Annotated in this window: 16 protein-coding genes and 1 tRNA gene; 12 read left to right on the forward strand and 5 right to left on the reverse strand. The window is 51.1% G+C overall.

What is annotated here, in order from left to right; all coding sequences use genetic code 11:
- Window positions 1–19 precede the first annotated feature (19 nt).
- From rsmA to pheA, 4 genes are all read right to left on the reverse strand, one after another.
- Window positions 20–898: a ribosomal RNA small subunit methyltransferase A gene (gene rsmA, locus KKG35_11425; GenBank protein ID MBU1738737.1), complete on the reverse strand. Its 879-nt coding sequence runs from the start codon at window positions 896–898 to the stop codon at window positions 20–22.
- Window positions 882–1409: a DUF2062 domain-containing protein gene (locus tag KKG35_11430; GenBank protein MBU1738738.1), complete on the reverse strand. Its 528-nt coding sequence runs from the start codon at window positions 1407–1409 to the stop codon at window positions 882–884. The genes rsmA and KKG35_11430 overlap by 17 nt, the downstream gene beginning before the upstream one ends.
- Window positions 1410–1412: 3 nt before the next feature.
- Window positions 1413–2423 (reverse strand): tRNA (adenosine(37)-N6)-threonylcarbamoyltransferase complex transferase subunit TsaD, encoded by a 1011-nt coding sequence (gene tsaD, locus KKG35_11435; protein MBU1738739.1) that lies wholly within the window; start codon window positions 2421–2423, stop codon window positions 1413–1415.
- Between the two features lie 66 nt (window positions 2424–2489).
- Entirely contained in the window at window positions 2490–3599 is a 1110-nt protein-coding gene (gene pheA / locus KKG35_11440; protein ID MBU1738740.1) for a prephenate dehydratase, read from the reverse strand.
- 308 nt (window positions 3600–3907) lie between these two features.
- Here pheA and KKG35_11445 point away from each other — a divergent pair, with 308 nt between their 5' ends.
- From KKG35_11445 to KKG35_11470, 6 genes are all read left to right on the forward strand, one after another.
- Window positions 3908–4507 (forward strand): CBS and ACT domain-containing protein, encoded by a 600-nt coding sequence (locus KKG35_11445; protein ID MBU1738741.1) that lies wholly within the window; start codon window positions 3908–3910, stop codon window positions 4505–4507.
- Window positions 4508–4527: 20 nt separating this feature from the next.
- Complete coding sequence (locus KKG35_11450) at window positions 4528–5697, forward strand: homocysteine biosynthesis protein (GenBank protein MBU1738742.1); 1170 nt, start codon at window positions 4528–4530, stop codon at window positions 5695–5697.
- A 202-nt stretch (window positions 5698–5899) separates the two neighbouring features.
- Window positions 5900–6679 (forward strand): ATP-dependent sacrificial sulfur transferase LarE, encoded by a 780-nt coding sequence (larE, locus tag KKG35_11455; protein ID MBU1738743.1) that lies wholly within the window; start codon window positions 5900–5902, stop codon window positions 6677–6679.
- A gap of 293 nt (window positions 6680–6972) precedes the next feature.
- Window positions 6973–7245 carry an HU family DNA-binding protein gene (locus tag KKG35_11460; protein MBU1738744.1) on the forward strand — a complete coding sequence of 91 codons (273 nt, stop codon included), beginning with the start codon at window positions 6973–6975 and terminating at the stop codon, window positions 7243–7245.
- Window positions 7246–7366: 121 nt separating this feature from the next.
- Window positions 7367–7443: transfer RNA gene (locus KKG35_11465), tRNA-Pro, on the forward strand.
- Between the two features lie 150 nt (window positions 7444–7593).
- Window positions 7594–9525, forward strand: a complete 1932-nt coding sequence (locus KKG35_11470) for a diguanylate cyclase (protein MBU1738745.1) — start codon at window positions 7594–7596, stop codon at window positions 9523–9525.
- A 7-nt stretch (window positions 9526–9532) separates the two neighbouring features.
- Here KKG35_11470 and KKG35_11475 read toward each other — a convergent pair whose 3' ends face one another.
- On the reverse strand, window positions 9533–10897 hold the full coding sequence (locus KKG35_11475; GenBank protein ID MBU1738746.1) for an exodeoxyribonuclease VII large subunit: 1365 nt from the start codon (window positions 10895–10897) through the stop codon (window positions 9533–9535).
- Window positions 10898–11040: 143 nt separating this feature from the next.
- Between KKG35_11475 and KKG35_11480 the strand changes: the two genes are divergently transcribed.
- From KKG35_11480 to ilvB, 6 genes are all read left to right on the forward strand, one after another.
- Window positions 11041–11739 (forward strand): tetratricopeptide repeat protein, encoded by a 699-nt coding sequence (locus tag KKG35_11480; GenBank protein ID MBU1738747.1) that lies wholly within the window; start codon window positions 11041–11043, stop codon window positions 11737–11739.
- A gap of 56 nt (window positions 11740–11795) precedes the next feature.
- Window positions 11796–12644 (forward strand): pantoate--beta-alanine ligase, encoded by an 849-nt coding sequence (gene panC, locus KKG35_11485; protein MBU1738748.1) that lies wholly within the window; start codon window positions 11796–11798, stop codon window positions 12642–12644.
- A gap of 41 nt (window positions 12645–12685) precedes the next feature.
- Window positions 12686–13069 (forward strand): aspartate 1-decarboxylase, encoded by a 384-nt coding sequence (locus KKG35_11490; GenBank protein ID MBU1738749.1) that lies wholly within the window; start codon window positions 12686–12688, stop codon window positions 13067–13069.
- A gap of 142 nt (window positions 13070–13211) precedes the next feature.
- On the forward strand, window positions 13212–13853 hold the full coding sequence (gene mqnB, locus KKG35_11495) for a futalosine hydrolase (GenBank protein MBU1738750.1): 642 nt from the start codon (window positions 13212–13214) through the stop codon (window positions 13851–13853).
- Window positions 13843–14694 carry a 1,4-dihydroxy-6-naphthoate synthase gene (locus KKG35_11500; protein MBU1738751.1) on the forward strand — a complete coding sequence of 284 codons (852 nt, stop codon included), beginning with the start codon at window positions 13843–13845 and terminating at the stop codon, window positions 14692–14694. The genes mqnB and KKG35_11500 overlap by 11 nt, the downstream gene beginning before the upstream one ends.
- A gap of 227 nt (window positions 14695–14921) precedes the next feature.
- A complete protein-coding gene (gene ilvB, locus KKG35_11505; protein MBU1738752.1) occupies window positions 14922–16622 on the forward strand; it encodes a biosynthetic-type acetolactate synthase large subunit in 1701 nt (566 codons plus the stop codon).
- Window positions 16623–16761: the final 139 nt, after the last annotated feature.

Here is a 16761-nt window from a genome sequence, read left to right on the forward strand (position 1 = left end):
AGGTCTGTATGTACCCTGGTTATGGTTTGGCCGGGATCGGCGCTTCACCGATGGCGTTTGCGAGATTGATGAAATCGGTAACCGTAAGGGTCTCCGGTCTGGCGGAAGGAGCAATCCTCGAAGCCTCGAACACCCGGGGAAGGTTTTCTTTTTCCGTCCCGACAATTCCCGAGGCCCGCAGGCTGTTGTGGAGAGTTTTGCGCCTCTGCTGGAAGGAGGCCTTGACCACTTTTTTCAACAGCGGGTATGAAAATGGCGGCAGGGATTTGATTCGCTCTGATTCGGGATGAAAAACAATCTTGACCACCACGGAATCAACCTTGGGGCGGGGATGGAACTGGCCGGGCCCGATCTGCATCAGGACGGCAGTTTCCGCGCAGGTGGCGGCCAGAACCGAGAGGACGCCATAATCTTTCCCGCCGGGGCCTGCGGCAAGCCTCTGCCCGACTTCTTTCTGGAGCATCAGGGTCGCCGATTCAACCACCTCCCGGTTTTCAATGAGTTTGAAGAGGAGCGGGTTTGAAACATTGTAGGGGAGGTTGGCGAGAATTTTCAGCCGGCAGCCGATATCACTGCTGATTTTATCGAAATCCGCCTTGAGGAGGTCCTGGTGGACCAGTTCCACATTTTCCGGAAGGGTTTTTTCATGTTCGTACCATTCCACAATGCCCCGGTCGAGTTCGATTCCGATCACCCGTCTAGCCGCACTGGCCAGGGGAAAGGTGAGCGACCCGAGACCTACCCCAAGCTCAAGGATGATGTCGTCTGGAGTCACCCCCGCTTTTCTGACAATGGCCTCGGAGGTCTGGGGGTTGACCAGAAAGTTCTGCCCCCGTTTCTTGCTCGGAGCAAGCTTGTGCTGCTTGAGTATTTTCTTGATGTCAGGAGAGCTGGTCACGAGAGTTCTGCCGGGCTCTTCGTTCGGCCCTTTTGGTTTCGATTTTTCTGAAGAATTGCAACGACAGGAAATACGAGACGATCGTAAAAGGGAGCGCCAGGATGCATCCGCCAAGAACAAGGACGCACACTGCAGCAACGCCAAGCTTGCCGAGGGCGGCCATTTCCGCTGTGAAACCCGCAAAAGAAGTGATTGCACCCATGACGACACTCATTTTTTCCCAGGTAATGACCCCAGGCAGCAGGGTGTTGCCGATATACCAGGAAAAATAATACTGGAAAAAAAAGGTAAATGGATTGCTGACCATGAAACTTGAGAGAAGGGAAGAGACTTTGCTTGCCCGCAACGGAAAAGAGAGAATGATGATCAGCGCGGTATGCAGGGGGATGGTCGGAGTTATGCCGATGAAGGTCCCCAGAGCGACACCCCTGGCGAGAGAAGCCGGGTCCCCCTTGAGGCGTTTGAGTTTCAGGTAATAGTATTGCAGTGTCCGGTTGATCTGGAGATTCATCGTTCAGGTCTGGAAAATGGTTGATCTGGAGTACACGTCGCTGTCGGGAGCTACCGAGGCGCGATCGGCAAAATTGAAATACCCGGCCAGGGCGATCATCGCCGCATTATCGGTACAGTATTCGATCGGTGTGAGATAAAGTCTGATATTTTCAGTAGCGCATCTGTCGGCAAGTGATTTGCGAAGTCGGTGGTTTGCGGCAACGCCTCCCGCCAGAACAAGATTTTCGCAACCGGTCTGTCGGCACGCCCGGATTGATTTTTCCGTGATCACCTCAACAATTGCCTCCTGGAACGAAGCGCAGATGTCATTGGTGTTGACGGGAAGATTTTTTTGGTTCCGGCTATTCAGATAGTTGGCCACCGATGTTTTGAGACCGCTGAAACTGAAATCAAGATTGTCCGGTCCGAGCAATGCCCTGGGAAACTCGATTGCGGAAGGGTCGCCTTCTTTGGCGATCCTGCTCACTACCGGACCTCCCGGATAGCCGAGATCAAGCAGTTTGGCGACTTTGTCGAAGGCTTCACCGGCGGCATCATCACGGGTCCGGCCGAGAAGTTTGAAGTCATGGTGATCATTGACCAGAAAAAGGCTTGAATGACCGCCGGAAGCGACCATCGCCACATAAGGAAACTCCGGGGGCTCAGGACCCAGGAAAACCGACAGCAGGTGGCCGTTCAGGTGATCGACCCCGACCATCGGTTTTTTCAAGGCCAGAGAGATTGCCTTGCAGAAGGTGTGACCGACCAGCAGACAGCCGACGAGCCCCGGGCCTTCGGTAACCGCAAGCCCGTCAATCTCCGGCAGGGTGACGCCTGCTTCAGAGAGAGCCTGCTGGACAACGAGATAAATATTCCTTATATGCTGGCGGGAAGCAAGCTCCGGCACCACTCCGCCATACCGGGCATGAATATCGATCTGCGAGTTGATCACGCTGGAAAGGAGCCGGCGGTTATCATCCAGCACCGCTGCTGCCGTTTCATCACATGAGCTTTCTATTCCCAGAATCAGCATCGAATCACATTGCTTGCCAGAATGAGGTTTAATTTCCGTAATCGTCAGGACCGGAGCAGTCGAAAATCAGGTTGCAGATCTGGGGTAAGAACCAAGCCACTCGAAATAGGAGCTGCTCTGCTTAAGTTCCGCACAGCCGTCCTTGATAAACTCATCTTCGATGTGGCCTTCCATGTCGAGAAAGAAGAGATATTTTCCGGGTTCGCTTTTTACCGGTCGGGATTCAATCCTGGTGAGGTTGATCTTTTTTTTGGCCAGTATTTTGAGCGAATCATACAGGGCGCCCGGCCGGTCGAGCAGGCCGACGAGAAGAGACGTCTTGTCGCGGCCGCTGCGGGCAGGTGAGCTGCGGCCGATCAGCAGGAACCGGGTGGTGTTGCCGCGGTAATCCTCGATGCCCTTCACCACCGTCTGCAACCGGTAGGTTTTGACTGCCAGGGAACTGGCAATCGCCGCAATGGAAGCATCTTCCGCAGCGGCTTTTGAGGCGACACCGGTGCTGAAAAGAGCCTGGGTCGGGATGTTCGGCAGGTTTTTTTTGAGCCACTGGCGGCATTGGGCAAGGGGCTGGGAGTGGGAGACCACCTTTTTGATGTCCCGGATATCTCCGGACTGGTTTACCAGATTGTGTTTGATTCCGAGGTTCAGTTCCCCGCAGATCTTGACGTTGCATTTCATGAAGGAATCAAGGGTGGAAGTAACCGAACCTTCGATCGAGTTTTCCACGGGGACGATGCCGTACAGGATTCTTTCTCTTTCGATCTCAAGAAAGATATCCTCAATCGTCTCCACGGGCCGGTAATCCGCACTCTGGCCGAAATATTCGACCCCTGCCAGATGAGAGAAGGTTGCTTCCGGTCCGAGGTAGGCCACATCGACCTTTTTCTGTGACAAGCGGCAGGTGGTGATGATTTCGCGGAACACCGCGTTTAATGATTGTTCCGGGAATACCCCCTGATTTTCAGCGTGGAGTCGCTCGAAAATCTGCCTTTCCCGTAACGGGTCCCATTTGGCGAGATTGTTCTTGCTTTTCAGTCTCCCGATTTCCTGCGCGCAGGCAAGACGTTCTTTGATCAGGTTCAGCAGATTGAGGTCGATTTCGTCGATTCTGTTCCGGACCTTGAGCAGAGTGTCGCTTTTTTCGGTTTTGTTTTTCTTTTTATGACTCTCGGGCATGTTCTGTTTCTCTGAAATGTTTTTTATAATGAAAGGGCGCATAATAAAAGGAAACAACAGTTTCAACAAGTTAAATGCCGATCGTTCCGAAAAAACCACATGGACTGTACCGGGCTTAGGTTTAAACCCCTCCTGATGATCCAAGTTTCAATCTTGCAATAATAGTGCTTTTGTTCTATGAAGAGACTCTCGCATCCGGCCATTTCACAGAGTGGAACTTCGGTCGATCGAGGCTCCTGGCCGGGGTGATTGTGGTTGCCGGGTTACCAGGCGAAAAATGAAGGTTTTTTCAATCAGGCAGAAATTCTATGAAAGTTAAAAACTGGATGCATCCCGACCCCGTGGTTGTTCAGAGAGACACCCTCCTTCAGGAAGCGGTAGCCCTTATGCAGGAGCATTCGATACGTCATCTCCCGGTTATGGAAGGGGACGAGCTGGTCGGTTTTATCACCATGAGCGATTTGCGGCAGTACTTCTTTCCATCGATGGTTGAGGATATTCCGGTTCATGAGGTCATGGTTTTAAACCCGCTGACCGTGAATGTGAATTCCAGCATTGAAAAGGCAGCCCGGCTGATCCACGATTTCAAGATCGGCGGCCTGCCGGTCATGGACAAGAAGAAGCTGGTGGGGGTGATCACCTCTTCGGATATCGTTTCCGGTTTTATTGAGGTGATGGGTTTGCTGAAATCTTCGACCAGGCTCGATGTGATCGTTGACAAGGACAGCGGGGTGGAGGATGTTACCCGGATCATCAAGAGCCATCATCTTGAGATCATGAGTGTGGCCACAGAAAGCCAGCCTTCCCGTCGTAAAGTCTATTTTTTCCGGCTCGGCAAGGGTGACATCGACCCTGTGGTCCGAGACCTTGAAAAGGCCGGGCACAAGGTGCTGTCGGTCATGGATTGAACACGCAAACGGAACATGATATGAGCACATTCAAGATCAATAAAACGATTGAAGAGATCAACAGCCGGATTCGTGGTGGCGAGGCGGTGGTGGTCACTGCCGAAGAGATGATCGCAATCGTCAGGGATAACGGATCCGTCGAGGCCGCAAGGCGGGTGGATGTGGTTACCACCGGCACCTTCTCCCCGATGTGTTCATCGGGAGCGTTTATCAATTTCGGTCACACCAACCCGACAACCAAGGCTTCAAAGGTCTGGCTCAACAACGTTCCCGCCTATGCGGGGCTTGCGGCGGTCGATATCTACATCGGCGCTACCGAGCCCCTGGAAGACGACCCCCTCAACAAGGTTTTCCCGGGTGAATTCCGCTATGGAGGCGGCCATGTCATTGAAGATCTGGTCGCCGGAAAAGAAGTACTGCTGAAGGCCACCGGCTACGGGACCGACTGCTATCCGAACCGGAAGGTTGAGAAGAGCGTGACCCTGAAAGATCTTCCGTATGCACTGCTTTGCAATCCAAGAAACTGCTACCAGAATTATAACTGTGCGATCAATCTCTCGGACAACACCATTTACACCTATATGGGAACGTTAAAACCCAAGGGGCGTAATGCCACCTATTGCAGCGCCGGTCAGTTGAGCCCGCTGATGAACGACCCGTATTACCGGACCATCGGTCTTGGGACCAGGATCTTTCTGGGCGGTGGCGAGGGTTTCGTCACCTGGCACGGAACGCAGCACAACCCGGGGGCACTGAGAAGCGAAAACGGAGTGCCCCGGCGCCCGTCCGGGACCATCATGGTTCAGGGAGACTTGAAAGCCATGTCTTCCCGCTGGTTGAAAGGAATCAGCATGCAGGGCTACGGGTCAACTCTTGCGGTGGGGATCGGGGTGCCGATTCCAGTGCTGAACGAGGAGATTGCCGGCTTCACCGGCATAGCAGATGAGGATATCTTTACCCAGGTCGTCGACTATTCCCACGATTACTCCCACGGGATTGCCAGAAACTATGGGGAAGTCAGCTATGCCGAGCTGAAGAGCGGAAAGATCGAGGTGAACGGCAAGGAAGTCCTGACGGCCCCATTATCGAGTGTGGTCAGGGCTCGCGAGATTGCCGAAACCCTTAAGAAATGGGTCGCGGAAGAGGGGTTTGTCCTCGGAATTCCGTTTAGAACCCTGCCCGATAAATGATGATCGGGGAAGTTCTTCTGTGCCCGAGGTTGATTGTCTTTTCAATCTCTATTCGGCTTTAATTCCCCGCAGCTTGCTGCGTTTATGCACGATAAATTCAATTGAATACCCCACTTTCGAGGAACGAGAAAGTTTTGCGTTCAGCAAAAGGGTTTGCCCTGGGGATTTTTATTTTATTCGTCTCTCTGGTCTAAGCTCCCGGATGTCATTTCCCGGTAAATATGAGCAGTTGCTCGCCATTGTCAACAGGTCTCCCGGTGCGGTCGCTTTTTCAGGAGGAGTTGACAGTTCCCTTGTGCTGAGGGCGGCGGTGGATGTGTTCGGGTCTGCGACCGTGGCTTTTTTTGCCGATTCCGTTCTGCAGCCTCCCGGCGAGATTGAAAATGTAAAAATGATTGCCGACCTGATCGGCTGCGAGCTGCGAATCATTCCCGCCGATCCACTCTCCTGGCCCGAGTTTGTAGCCAACCCGACCGAGCGCTGTTATCTCTGCAAGAAAAAGATTTATTCGCTCTTTCTTGATTCTTTGGCAGATACAGGCCGGGTCCTGATGGACGGCAGCAACCTTGATGATCTTGGTGATGATCGACCGGGCAGAAAGGCAGTGATGGAACTGGATGTTAAAACCCCCCTGATTGAAGCAGGAATCGGGAAAGATATGGTAAGACAGATCTGCAGGGACCTTGGCCTGCCGAACTGGAACAAGATCTCGGCATCGTGTCTGGCCACGAGATTTCCCGCAGGAATGACCATTACCGGGGAAAAGCTTGACCGGGTCGCCCTCTATGAGTCAGAAATGCACAAACTCGGGTTTCACGGATGCCGGGTGAGGCTGGTGGCTGGTTCCGGGAGAGAGGTCAGGGTGGAAGTGATGCATGATGATCTTGAGAAACTAGGCGCCCCGATTTTGAGAAAGAATATCTTGCAAAAATTATTGCGCATTGGTGCAGGTAAGGTGTGTTTTGATCCGAACGGCAGGTAAAGATCAGCTTTCAGTTAGCTAAAACACCGGAAATACAACGGGAAGTAATATCTGCCCAAATGACTTGCTGATAAAGAGTTTTGCCCTTTTCCGGAGCTGAAATTCTTTTTTTTTGAGATTGATATTTTTTTCCTTGAAATTTGACTTGGATTAGGCTGTACTGTCCTGTGAATACTGATTATCGGCTTTCTTTTTTTTATTTGACAATCAATATTCATTTGATTAAATCGGTTACAGACTGCTGTGACCCGACATAAGCATACACACCAAAAATTTACAGGAGGAAAGCGAGCATGAACAAAGGTGAACTGGTAGAAAATATGGCCAATGCTGCTAGCATCAGCAAAGCTGCTGCTGAAAGAGCACTTACCGGTCTTTTAGACGCCGTTTCCGGTGCACTGGCTAAAGGGGACAAAGTTACTCTGGTAGGTTTCGGTACTTTTTCTGTGACCAAAAGGTCTGCCCGTCAGGGTCGCAACCCTCAGACCGGCGCAGCCATTAAAATTCCTGCACGTAAAGTTGCTCGCTTTAAGCCCGGTAGCAAACTGGCCGACGCTGTTAAATAAATTGACAGGTCAGGTATATCCCGAGTTACCTATCAGGGGTTGGATTGGTTTCCGACCCCTGATTTTTTTATCCCGGCGGGTATGTCCGGGATGTCTCGCATCATAGTAGTAGTCTCCGGGTCGGGACGTGGCTCAGTCTGGTAGAGCACAGCGTTCGGGACGCTGGGGTCGGAGGTTCGAATCCTCTCGTCCCGACCATCATTTTGTTCATTCCAAAGTTTTTCACTTTTCCTGTATTGTTGCTTGCTGTTAGAAATTGTTCTGTGATAAGATCTCCGTTAGGTGCTGATTTTTAAGGGGAAGTTGCTTTTTGTCCTCAACATCAATACGTGCAACAGAGCAGCGGAAATGGAGCAGGAAAAAAAGGAATCATGTGGTGTGCTTGGCTGGATCGGCTGCCATGAAGACACCTTTCTCGGCTGCCTGCTGAGAAAATGCCTGGACACCAGCATTACCGGGAAACTGATGGGTCTTCTGACCGTCTCTCTTGCCGGTCTGGTGCTCTTGGTCAGTATCAATTCCTTTACCCTGCACAGCATCAAATCGCTGAATCGAAATATCGGCGCCGTCAGCATCCCTCAATATAAAATAAGCCAGTACATCCTTCGCAGCCTGAACGGGTTCAAAATATCTCTGCTTCATATCCTGAATGAAGAAAATCTCCGGAAAGATGATCTGAATGTCCTTTCAAATCAGGATCGGCTTGCTGAACTGGAGCGGATGATTCTGGCCCTGAAAAACGGTGGGAGTATCCTCGATGTTGCCAAAATCTCCAAAAAGACCATGGATGTATTCAATGTCCTTCCATCAGATGATACTGAGATCATCACGATGGTTGATGATATTCTGGTTGAATTCAGTGATCTTGACCAGTCTTTCAGCGAACTGGTTGAGATCAGGTTGAGTGGCGGCTCCGAGGAGGCACGGGATGAAGCTCTGGATTCCGTCCTTGAAATTCTGGATGATATTCACGAAATCGTCACCACTCTTGCGGTCAGGATAAATGACAGAAACAATGACGACTTGCAGGACATTTCGCGAATCATCACCAGGTCCCAGTACAAGACGATCATTATTGCTCTGGTTCTGGCTGTGATTCTGATCATCGGTTCCATTCTCTATATCAACCTGATTGTTTCTCCCCTGGCCAATATTTCACAGAAAATTGAGTTTATTGCCAGAGGGGAGAGTGATCAGGCTGAGAGGATCGGCGTGAGAACAAATGATGAGATCGGTAAACTTGCCTTTCATCTGAATAGACTGGTGGATAATATTTTCAGTCTGAATACGTTCAAGGCCGTGATCGAGGAAGAAGAGACGACCACCGAGGTGAATCAGCGGCTGGCCGCGTTGCTGCAGGAAAGGTATGGATTTGACAAACTGTTTATCTATGAAATGTCCGGCAACAAAAACAACATGTCCGTAGCGTTCTCTTCCGATTATAAAGATGTCTGCAGTACGGAAATTCTTGATGACTGCAATTTCTGTCGTGCCAAACGCACCGGCCACTCGGTTTCTTCTCTGCAGTATCCTGCGATCTGCAAGGTGTTTCCCCATGGCGAACGCATGGAGCATCATTGCGTGCCGATGCTCGCCAGCGGCAGAGTGGTGGGGATTGTTCAGTTCCTGTATGACAAGAACGTTCCCCAGTCAGAGCTGCGGGACTTTGAGGACAGGGTTAAAAGAGCCATCCGCTATATAAAAGAGGCGACGCCGGTTCTCGAAGCCAAACGCTTTGCCTCTGCTCTTCAGGAAAGCACCCTGAAGGACCCGATGACCGATCTTTACAATCGGCGTTTTCTCGAATCATATACCGACACTCTGGTGGCCAGCACCTTGAGAAGAGGGACCAAGGTCGGCGTTCTGATGTGTGATATGGATTTCTTCAAGGAAGTCAATGATACCCATGGCCATGAGACCGGTGACATTGTTCTGATTAAAACCGCAGAGGTTCTGCTTGGCTGTGTCAGGGCTTCGGATATGGTCATCCGCTATGGTGGTGAAGAATTTCTGGTCCTGTTGATTGATGTGAAGGGTCGTCAGGATATTGAGGATCTGGCCGAGAGAATCCGGACCACCATGGAGCGGACGGTGATCAACATTCCCGATGGTGCCCTAAAAAAGACGATCAGTATCGGCTACAGCGAATTTCCGGCCGACTCCGAAGGGTTCTGGGAGTCGATCAAATTTGCCGATATCGCTCTTTACAAGGCGAAAGAGCAGGGGCGTAATCAGGTGGTTGGTTTTGAGGAGAGCATGTGGACCCAGGACGGGTATTGAGCACACACTAGTCGCTTATCGGTTTTTCCCGGGGATCTGTTTCACTTACCCTGCTTCTGATCTTCCCTTTCTTGAGAATTGTTTCTATCTCGTCGCCAGCCTTCAGCTGGTTGCTGTTTTTGACGACTTTCCCGTCATCCATTTTTCTGGTGATCGAATAGCCTCGGCCCAGCACGGCAAGGGGGCTGACGGCATCGAGCGTGGCTCCGGATCTCCTGAATTCCTGGTATTTTCTGTCGAGGACAATCTTCACGGCAAATTTCAACCGTTTGTTTATTTCGCTCAACTTCATGGTGTTCAATGTCAGGATTCGGATCGGGTTCTGCTCCATCAGAAGTTCTGCAAGATCTCTCACGCTGTTGCCTGAATCGACCAGTTTGGTCTGCAGGGTGAAGTAAAGATTGTTGCCGGCGTTGGCCAGTTTCAGGGCGTGATTTTCCAGCATCAGAGAAGGGTCTCCGAGGAGTTTCTTGTGTGAATCCACCTGAAATTGCATCTGTTCAAGATATCTGGCAAAAATCCTGACCAGGGAATCAAGGGCCAGGGAGACTCTTTTTTCCAGTTGCTCCTTAGGTGGCACAACTGCTTCGGCGGCGGCAGTCGGTGTCGCAGCTCGGTAATCAGCGGTGAAGTCCGCGATGGTGAAGTCCGTCTCGTGTCCAACGGCGGAAATGATCGGGATGGATGAATTGAAAATCGCCCGGGCGACTATTTCCTCATTGAAGGCCCAGAGGTCTTCGATCGATCCGCCACCCCGGCAGAGAACGATCACTTTCGTTCTGTTGAGCCGGTTGATCTCTTGGATTGCCGAACTTATTTCGCCGGCGGCACTTTCTCCCTGGACCCTGACTGGAAAGATATCCACCGTCAGGCCGGGATGACGACTGTTCAGGGATTTCAAAAAATCATGAATTGCCGCACCCTCGGTTGAGGTGACGAGGGAGATATGCTCCGGCAGGAAGGGAAGGGGTCTTTTGTGGAAATCGTCAAACAATCCTTCAGCGGCAAGCCGCTGTTTCATTTCATCAAAAGCAATTTGCAGACGGCCTGCACCCAGAGGTTCTATCAGGTCCACGATGATCTGGTACTCGCCCCTGGGTTCATAGACCGAGATTCTTCCCCGGCACAGGACTTCCTGGCCGTTATCCGGGGTTGCCCGGAGGTACTTCTGCTGCGGTTTGAACATCACGGCCCTGATCTGGGCGAGTTGGTCTTTCAGGGTGAAATAGAAGTGGCCTGATCCGGGATTTCTGAGGTTCGATATCTCTCCGGAAACAGAAACAAAGGGCATTTCAGTTTCCAGCAGCCCTCTGATTGAACTGGTCAGTTCCGAAACCGACTGCACTCTTGATCTGAAATCCCGACTGTCCATGCAGACGTTATAAACCGGAAAAGAGATGCTATAAAGAGCAATTTCATCACTTTACCAATGATTTTTTTTGACTTTGAGGTATATTGGCATCTTCTCTTAATCAGGTGTCATTCGTTAACTATCTAATGTTTTGAGGAATACTGATGGCAGGTGGAAATGTTTTGGAAAAGGATAAACCGGAACTGATCGATATTGAAAGGAAGGACGGTCTTCTTGAAGAGCTTGATCTGCCTCCAAAACTGATCAAGGCCATTCGGGAAAATGCTACGGCCCTCCAGCTCGCAGCGGTCACCATTGTGATCTTGATATTTGCCTGGACCTATTACGACTATTATACCGCCAATAAAAAAAACGAGGCTTCCGCCAGCCTGCATCTGGCGGTTCAGGAAGTTGAGCCGGACAAACAGCTTGATCTGTATAGGCAGGTGGCAACTGATTTTCCGGGGACCGAAGCTGCCCTCTGGAGTGAAATGGAGCAGGGGCACCGAGCTTTTGAAAAGGGAGATTATCCTGCCGCATTGTCGAAATATAAAGCAGTTGAGAGTGATCTGGCAGGTGACAGCCCCCTCCGGCCACTCCTTTTTAGCAGTTTAGGCCTTGCCTATGAGAATAATAACGAACTTGAGCAGGCGATGATCTATTACCGCAAGCTTGACTCCTTCAAGGGGTTTCGGTTGAATGGGCTCCTGGCCAGCGGCAGGGTGCTTGAATTGCAGGGGAAAACAGATGAGGCGCTGCAGAAATATTCCGAGGCCTCTCTGGAAAAAGAGCTCCCCCCGGCCAGCAAAAGCATCTTGACCGAGAAGATGAATAACCTGAAGGCTCCAGTTTCCAAGGAGTAAATTGGGTTCAGAGACCCCCGCGTCATTCCGGGCTTTTTTCGGCAAACCGCCAGACAATGCAGATTATTTCCGATCCCGCCAAAATGAGTGAATGGGCCCTCCAGCAGATCCGGAAAGGGCAGGCCATAGCACTTGTTCCCACCATGGGTTTTTTTCATGAAGGACATCTTGCTCTGATGCGAACTGCTGCAGAGCATGGCGACAAAGTAGTGGTCAGCCTGTTTGTCAACCCGTTACAGTTTGCTCCCGGAGAGGACCTTGATGCCTACCCCAGGGATTTTGAACGTGATCGGGCAATGGCTGAAGAGGAAAGGGTTGATGTGCTGTTTGCCCCTGTCGCGACCGACATGTATGGGAGTGAATCCCGGACCAGGGTTTCTGTCGGCGGTTTGACGGAAGGTCTTTGCGGCAGAAGCCGTCCAGGTCATTTTGACGGGGTTTGTACCGTTGTCGCCAAACTGTTCAATCTCGTGATGCCGCAGGTTGCCGTCTTTGGCAGTAAGGATTTTCAGCAGCTGGCGGTTATCCGCAGGATGGTCAGGGATCTGGACTGGCAGATCAAGATCATTGACCTGCCGACGGTCCGTGAAAAAGACGGACTGGCCATGAGTTCGAGAAACAGTTATCTGACCCGTGAAGAAAGAGTCCGGGCGCTTTGTCTTTTCAAAGGGATTCAAATGGCCAGAGATCTCGCTGCGGCAGGAGTGCTTGACAGTCGCAAGATTCTGCGGGAAATTGAGAACCACATTGCATCCTCAGGCGTAGATGGAATTGAGTACCTGGAAATAGTCAACAGTGAAAATCTTCATCCGGTTTCATCGATTGATGAATCCTCGCTGTTGGCGATGGCGGTGAAGATCGGCAAAACCAGACTGATCGACAATGCCTTCCTTTTGCAGAATTGAAGAAGTTTTTTACGGATTGCCAAAAATAATCAGGTGAATGAATGCTGCACTATATGTTGAAGTCGAAACTCCATCGGGCACGGGTTACCGATGCCAATATCAATTACGAGGGTAGTCTGACCATCGACCGGGAGTTGATGGATGCGGTAGGCCTGATTCCGTTCGAGAAGGTGAAGATCTACAATATCAACAACGGCGAGCGCTTTGATACCTACGTTATCGAAGGACCTCCCGGATCCGGAACCATTGCCCTGAACGGAGCCGCAGCCAGGAAGGGGATGACCGATGACCTTGTTATTATTGTGAGCTATGCCCTGTATACGGCAGAGGATCTCAAGGCCTATAAACCTCTGATCGCAGTGCTTGACACTGATAACAGAATAAAAAAACGTTATGACTCCGAGCATCTGCCGCCGGTAAAATAAAGGTATTTCCCGGTCTCAGGCTATCTGCTCAGTTGAGTTCTGTTTCTTGTGGTCCCACGAGAGAGTAACGGCGGATGGTCGGTTGTGTCCCGTATTTCCTGATGTTCCCCACAGAGATAAAAAGTGACGCATGATTCTTCTTGTGGCTCCGACAAAAAATGAAATGTTTCCCGTTGAATCCGGCTTGAAAGGGATAGACAGTATTTCCTGTCTGGTTTGCGGGGTAGGGATCCTTGAGTCTGCCGTGACCCTCTGCCGTTATCTGTCCCGCACGGAGAATAAAATATCCGCTGTTGTTCTGACAGGCATTGCCGGGGCATACCGGGGCGGGGGGGCAAAGCTCCTTGACGTGTGTCTTGCCGGTAAAGAAGTGCTCGGTGATCTCGGAATATGTTATCCCGACCGGATCGATTCTCTCGATGCATCTTTTGCCCCGGAAACGGTTTTTCGTGTTGATCCGCGCCTGTTGGCCAAAGCTCGCGCTGTTCTAACTGATGCGGGAATTCTGTTTCATGAAGGGGGCTTTGTTACCGTCTCTTCAGTCAGCGCGACAGTAAAGCGTGGAGATTATCTGCAGGAAAAATTTTCTGCCATTTGTGAGAACATGGAAGGGGCGGCAATTGCGCGGATCTGCAATGAATTCAAGCTGCCGTATCTTGAAGTCCGCGGCATAAGTAATATGGTCGTTGATCGTGAGATGCAACGCTGGGACGTCGCCGGCGCAATTTCTCGATGCTCGGAAATAACCTGCCGAATTGTGGAGCGACTTGCCGGTGAATTCTGATAATCGTCTTCTTTCTCTCGGGTTTTCACCGTGTCCCAATGATACGTTGATTTTCAACGCCCTCGTCAAAGGCCTGGTGTGCCATTCCCGGCGGAATTTTTCCGAACCGGAACTGGCGGATGTCGAAACGCTCAATGAGTGGGCCATTGAAGGGAAACTTGATGTTACCAAAATTTCATTTCACGCCCTTGTCCATGTGCTTGATAAATATACCCTGCTCCGTTCCGGCAGCGCTCTGGGGCGTGGCTGTGGGCCGCTTCTGGTCGGCCGGAATAAATTCGCGCGGAAGGAAATTGCCGGAAAAAGAATTGCCATCCCAGGCAAATATACGACAGCGGCAATGTTGCTTAAGCTCTATGAACCTGCCTGCCGTAATCTGGTGGTGATGAGATTTGATCAGATCATGCCGGCAGTGGCCGCCGGGACGGTCGATGCCGGGTTGATCATTCATGAAAGCCGGTTTACCTTTCGCAACTTTGGTCTTGAGGAAGTCCTTGATCTCGGTGAGTGGTGGGAAGAGAAAACAGGTTTGCCGATACCTTTAGGAGCGATAGTTGCCCGCAGGACGATTGGCAGGGAGCGTATTTCATATATCGAATCCTGTATCAGGGAGAGTGTCAGGAGGGGGCTTGCCGAACCGGAAAGTGCGAAAGGCTATATTCGGATGCATGCCCAGGAAATGGATGACGAAGTTGTTTCTGAACACATCTCCCTTTATGTGAATGAGTTCACGGTGGAACTTGGTGATGAGGGCCTAGCGGCCGTTGAAACATTTATGGAGTTTGCCCGGGAGGCTGGTCTTTCTCCTCTTCCTGGAGGGTTGGAGTCTGTTTTTTTGTAGGGAATGGGGTTGCCCTGATCAGGTGCTCTCAACCGGCTGCGGGAAGAAAGAGTTTTTTTTCGCAGATACACATCTTTCGAGTTGCGGTTTTTCTCTCAATAAATAAATATTACGGATTCTGTCTTACATTGTCGTTATTTATGGTATTGATTTCTTTTCGGGTTACGGATATTCGGGCCCGGAAGGTGATGCCGTTTGATTGAAAAAATAAACCAAGGAAAAGTATCATGAAGATTACAGGCGCTGAAGCCGTAATGAAATGCCTGAAAGAGCAGGATGTTAAAGTCATCTTCGGGTTTCCCGGAGGGGCGGTCATCGATCTGTATGACGAAATATTAAAGAATAATGATCTTACCCATGTTCTGGTTCGCCATGAACAGGCTGCTGTCCACGCAGCTGATGCCTATGCCAGGGTTATCGGTGACGTGGGGGTGGCCCTGGTCACTTCAGGGCCGGGTGCAACCAATACCGTAACCGGTATTGCTTCGGCATATTGCGATTCAATTCCACTGGTCGTTTTTACCGGGCAGGTGCCCACCGCCCTGATCGGCAACGATGCCTTCCAGGAAGTTGATATTGTAGGCATTACCAGACCCTGCACGAAACACAATTATCTTGTCAAGGACCCCAAGGATCTGATCCCGACCATCAGGGAGGCATTTCATATCGCCCGGACCGGTCGCCCCGGCCCGGTCCTGATTGACCTGCCTAAGGATGTGGTTGCTGCCAAGGTCACATACAGCGAGCCGAAACCGGTAAAGATGAGGACCTACAAACCTACTTACGAACCTCATCCGGGCCAGATCGAAAAAGCGTGCAAGTCCATTCTGACCGCCAGTAAGCCTGTATTTTATATCGGGGGCGGGGTCATCGCTTCAAACGCCCATGATGAGGTGACCGAACTTGCCCGGAAGCTCTCGGCGCCGGTAACCATGACTCTTATGGGGCTTGGCGGGTTCCCGGGGACAGACCCTTTGTCGATGGGAATGCTCGGTATGCATGGAACATATTATTCCAACATGGCGGTTGCCAATTGTGATGTGCTGATTGCCATCGGCGCTCGGTTCGATGACCGGGTCACCGGCAGGATCGATGCCTTTGCCCCCAACGCAGAAATCATCCATATCGATATTGACCCGACTTCCATCAGCAAGAATGTGAGAGTCGATATTCCGATTGTCGCCGACTGCAAGCATGCTGTCTCCGCGATGAATTCCTGGCTCGACCGGAACAAGGACTTCAAGAAGAGTGAGGTCGCCAAAAAGCATGCTCCCTGGCTTGAGCAGATCGGTGAGTGGAAGAAGAAACACCCCCTCGGCTATGTTGAAGAGAAAGATGTGATCAAGCCGCAGTTTGTTGTCCAGAAACTTCATGAGCTGACCCATGGTGAGGCCATAATCACCACCGAAGTCGGCCAGAACCAGATGTGGGCGGCCCAGTTCTACCATTTCAACAAACCCCGTTCCTTCATGACCTCGGGAGGTCTCGGAGTTATGGGATATGGCTTTCCTGCCGCGATCGGCGCCCAGATGGCGGCACCCGGGAAAACCGTTATTGATATTGCCGGAGATGGCAGTATCCAGATGAATATTCAGGAACTGGCTACCGCAAGACAGTACAAATGCCCGGTCAAGATAGCAATTTTGAACAACAATTATCTTGGTATGGTAAGGCAGTGGCAGGAACTGTTTTATGACAAGCGGTATTCCGCCACCACCCTGGATACCGCTCCTGATTTTGTTAAACTGGCGGAAGCATACGGTGCTGTCGGTTTACGGGCGAGCAAGCCCAGCGAGGTTGAGCCGGTGATCAAGGAAGCTTTAAAAACCGACAATACAGTTATCATGGATTTTGTGATTTCCAGAGAGGAAGGTGTCTATCCCATGGTTCCAGCCGGGAAGGCAACGACGGAAATGCTTCTGGTCTGATCGCAGGCGAATAAAGCTGAAGTTGAGCAGCTTGTCTGCTCGTACGAAACTTATACCCCTCAAGGGGGTACTGAAGTGAGTCCCCGAAGGGTGAAATCAATCAAGGAACACTGTCCGTCGGTTTCAATGGTAAGCGATG

Source organism: Pseudomonadota bacterium, assembly GCA_018823285.1.
Classification (GTDB): Bacteria; Desulfobacterota; Desulfobulbia; order Desulfobulbales; family JAGXFP01; genus JAHJIQ01.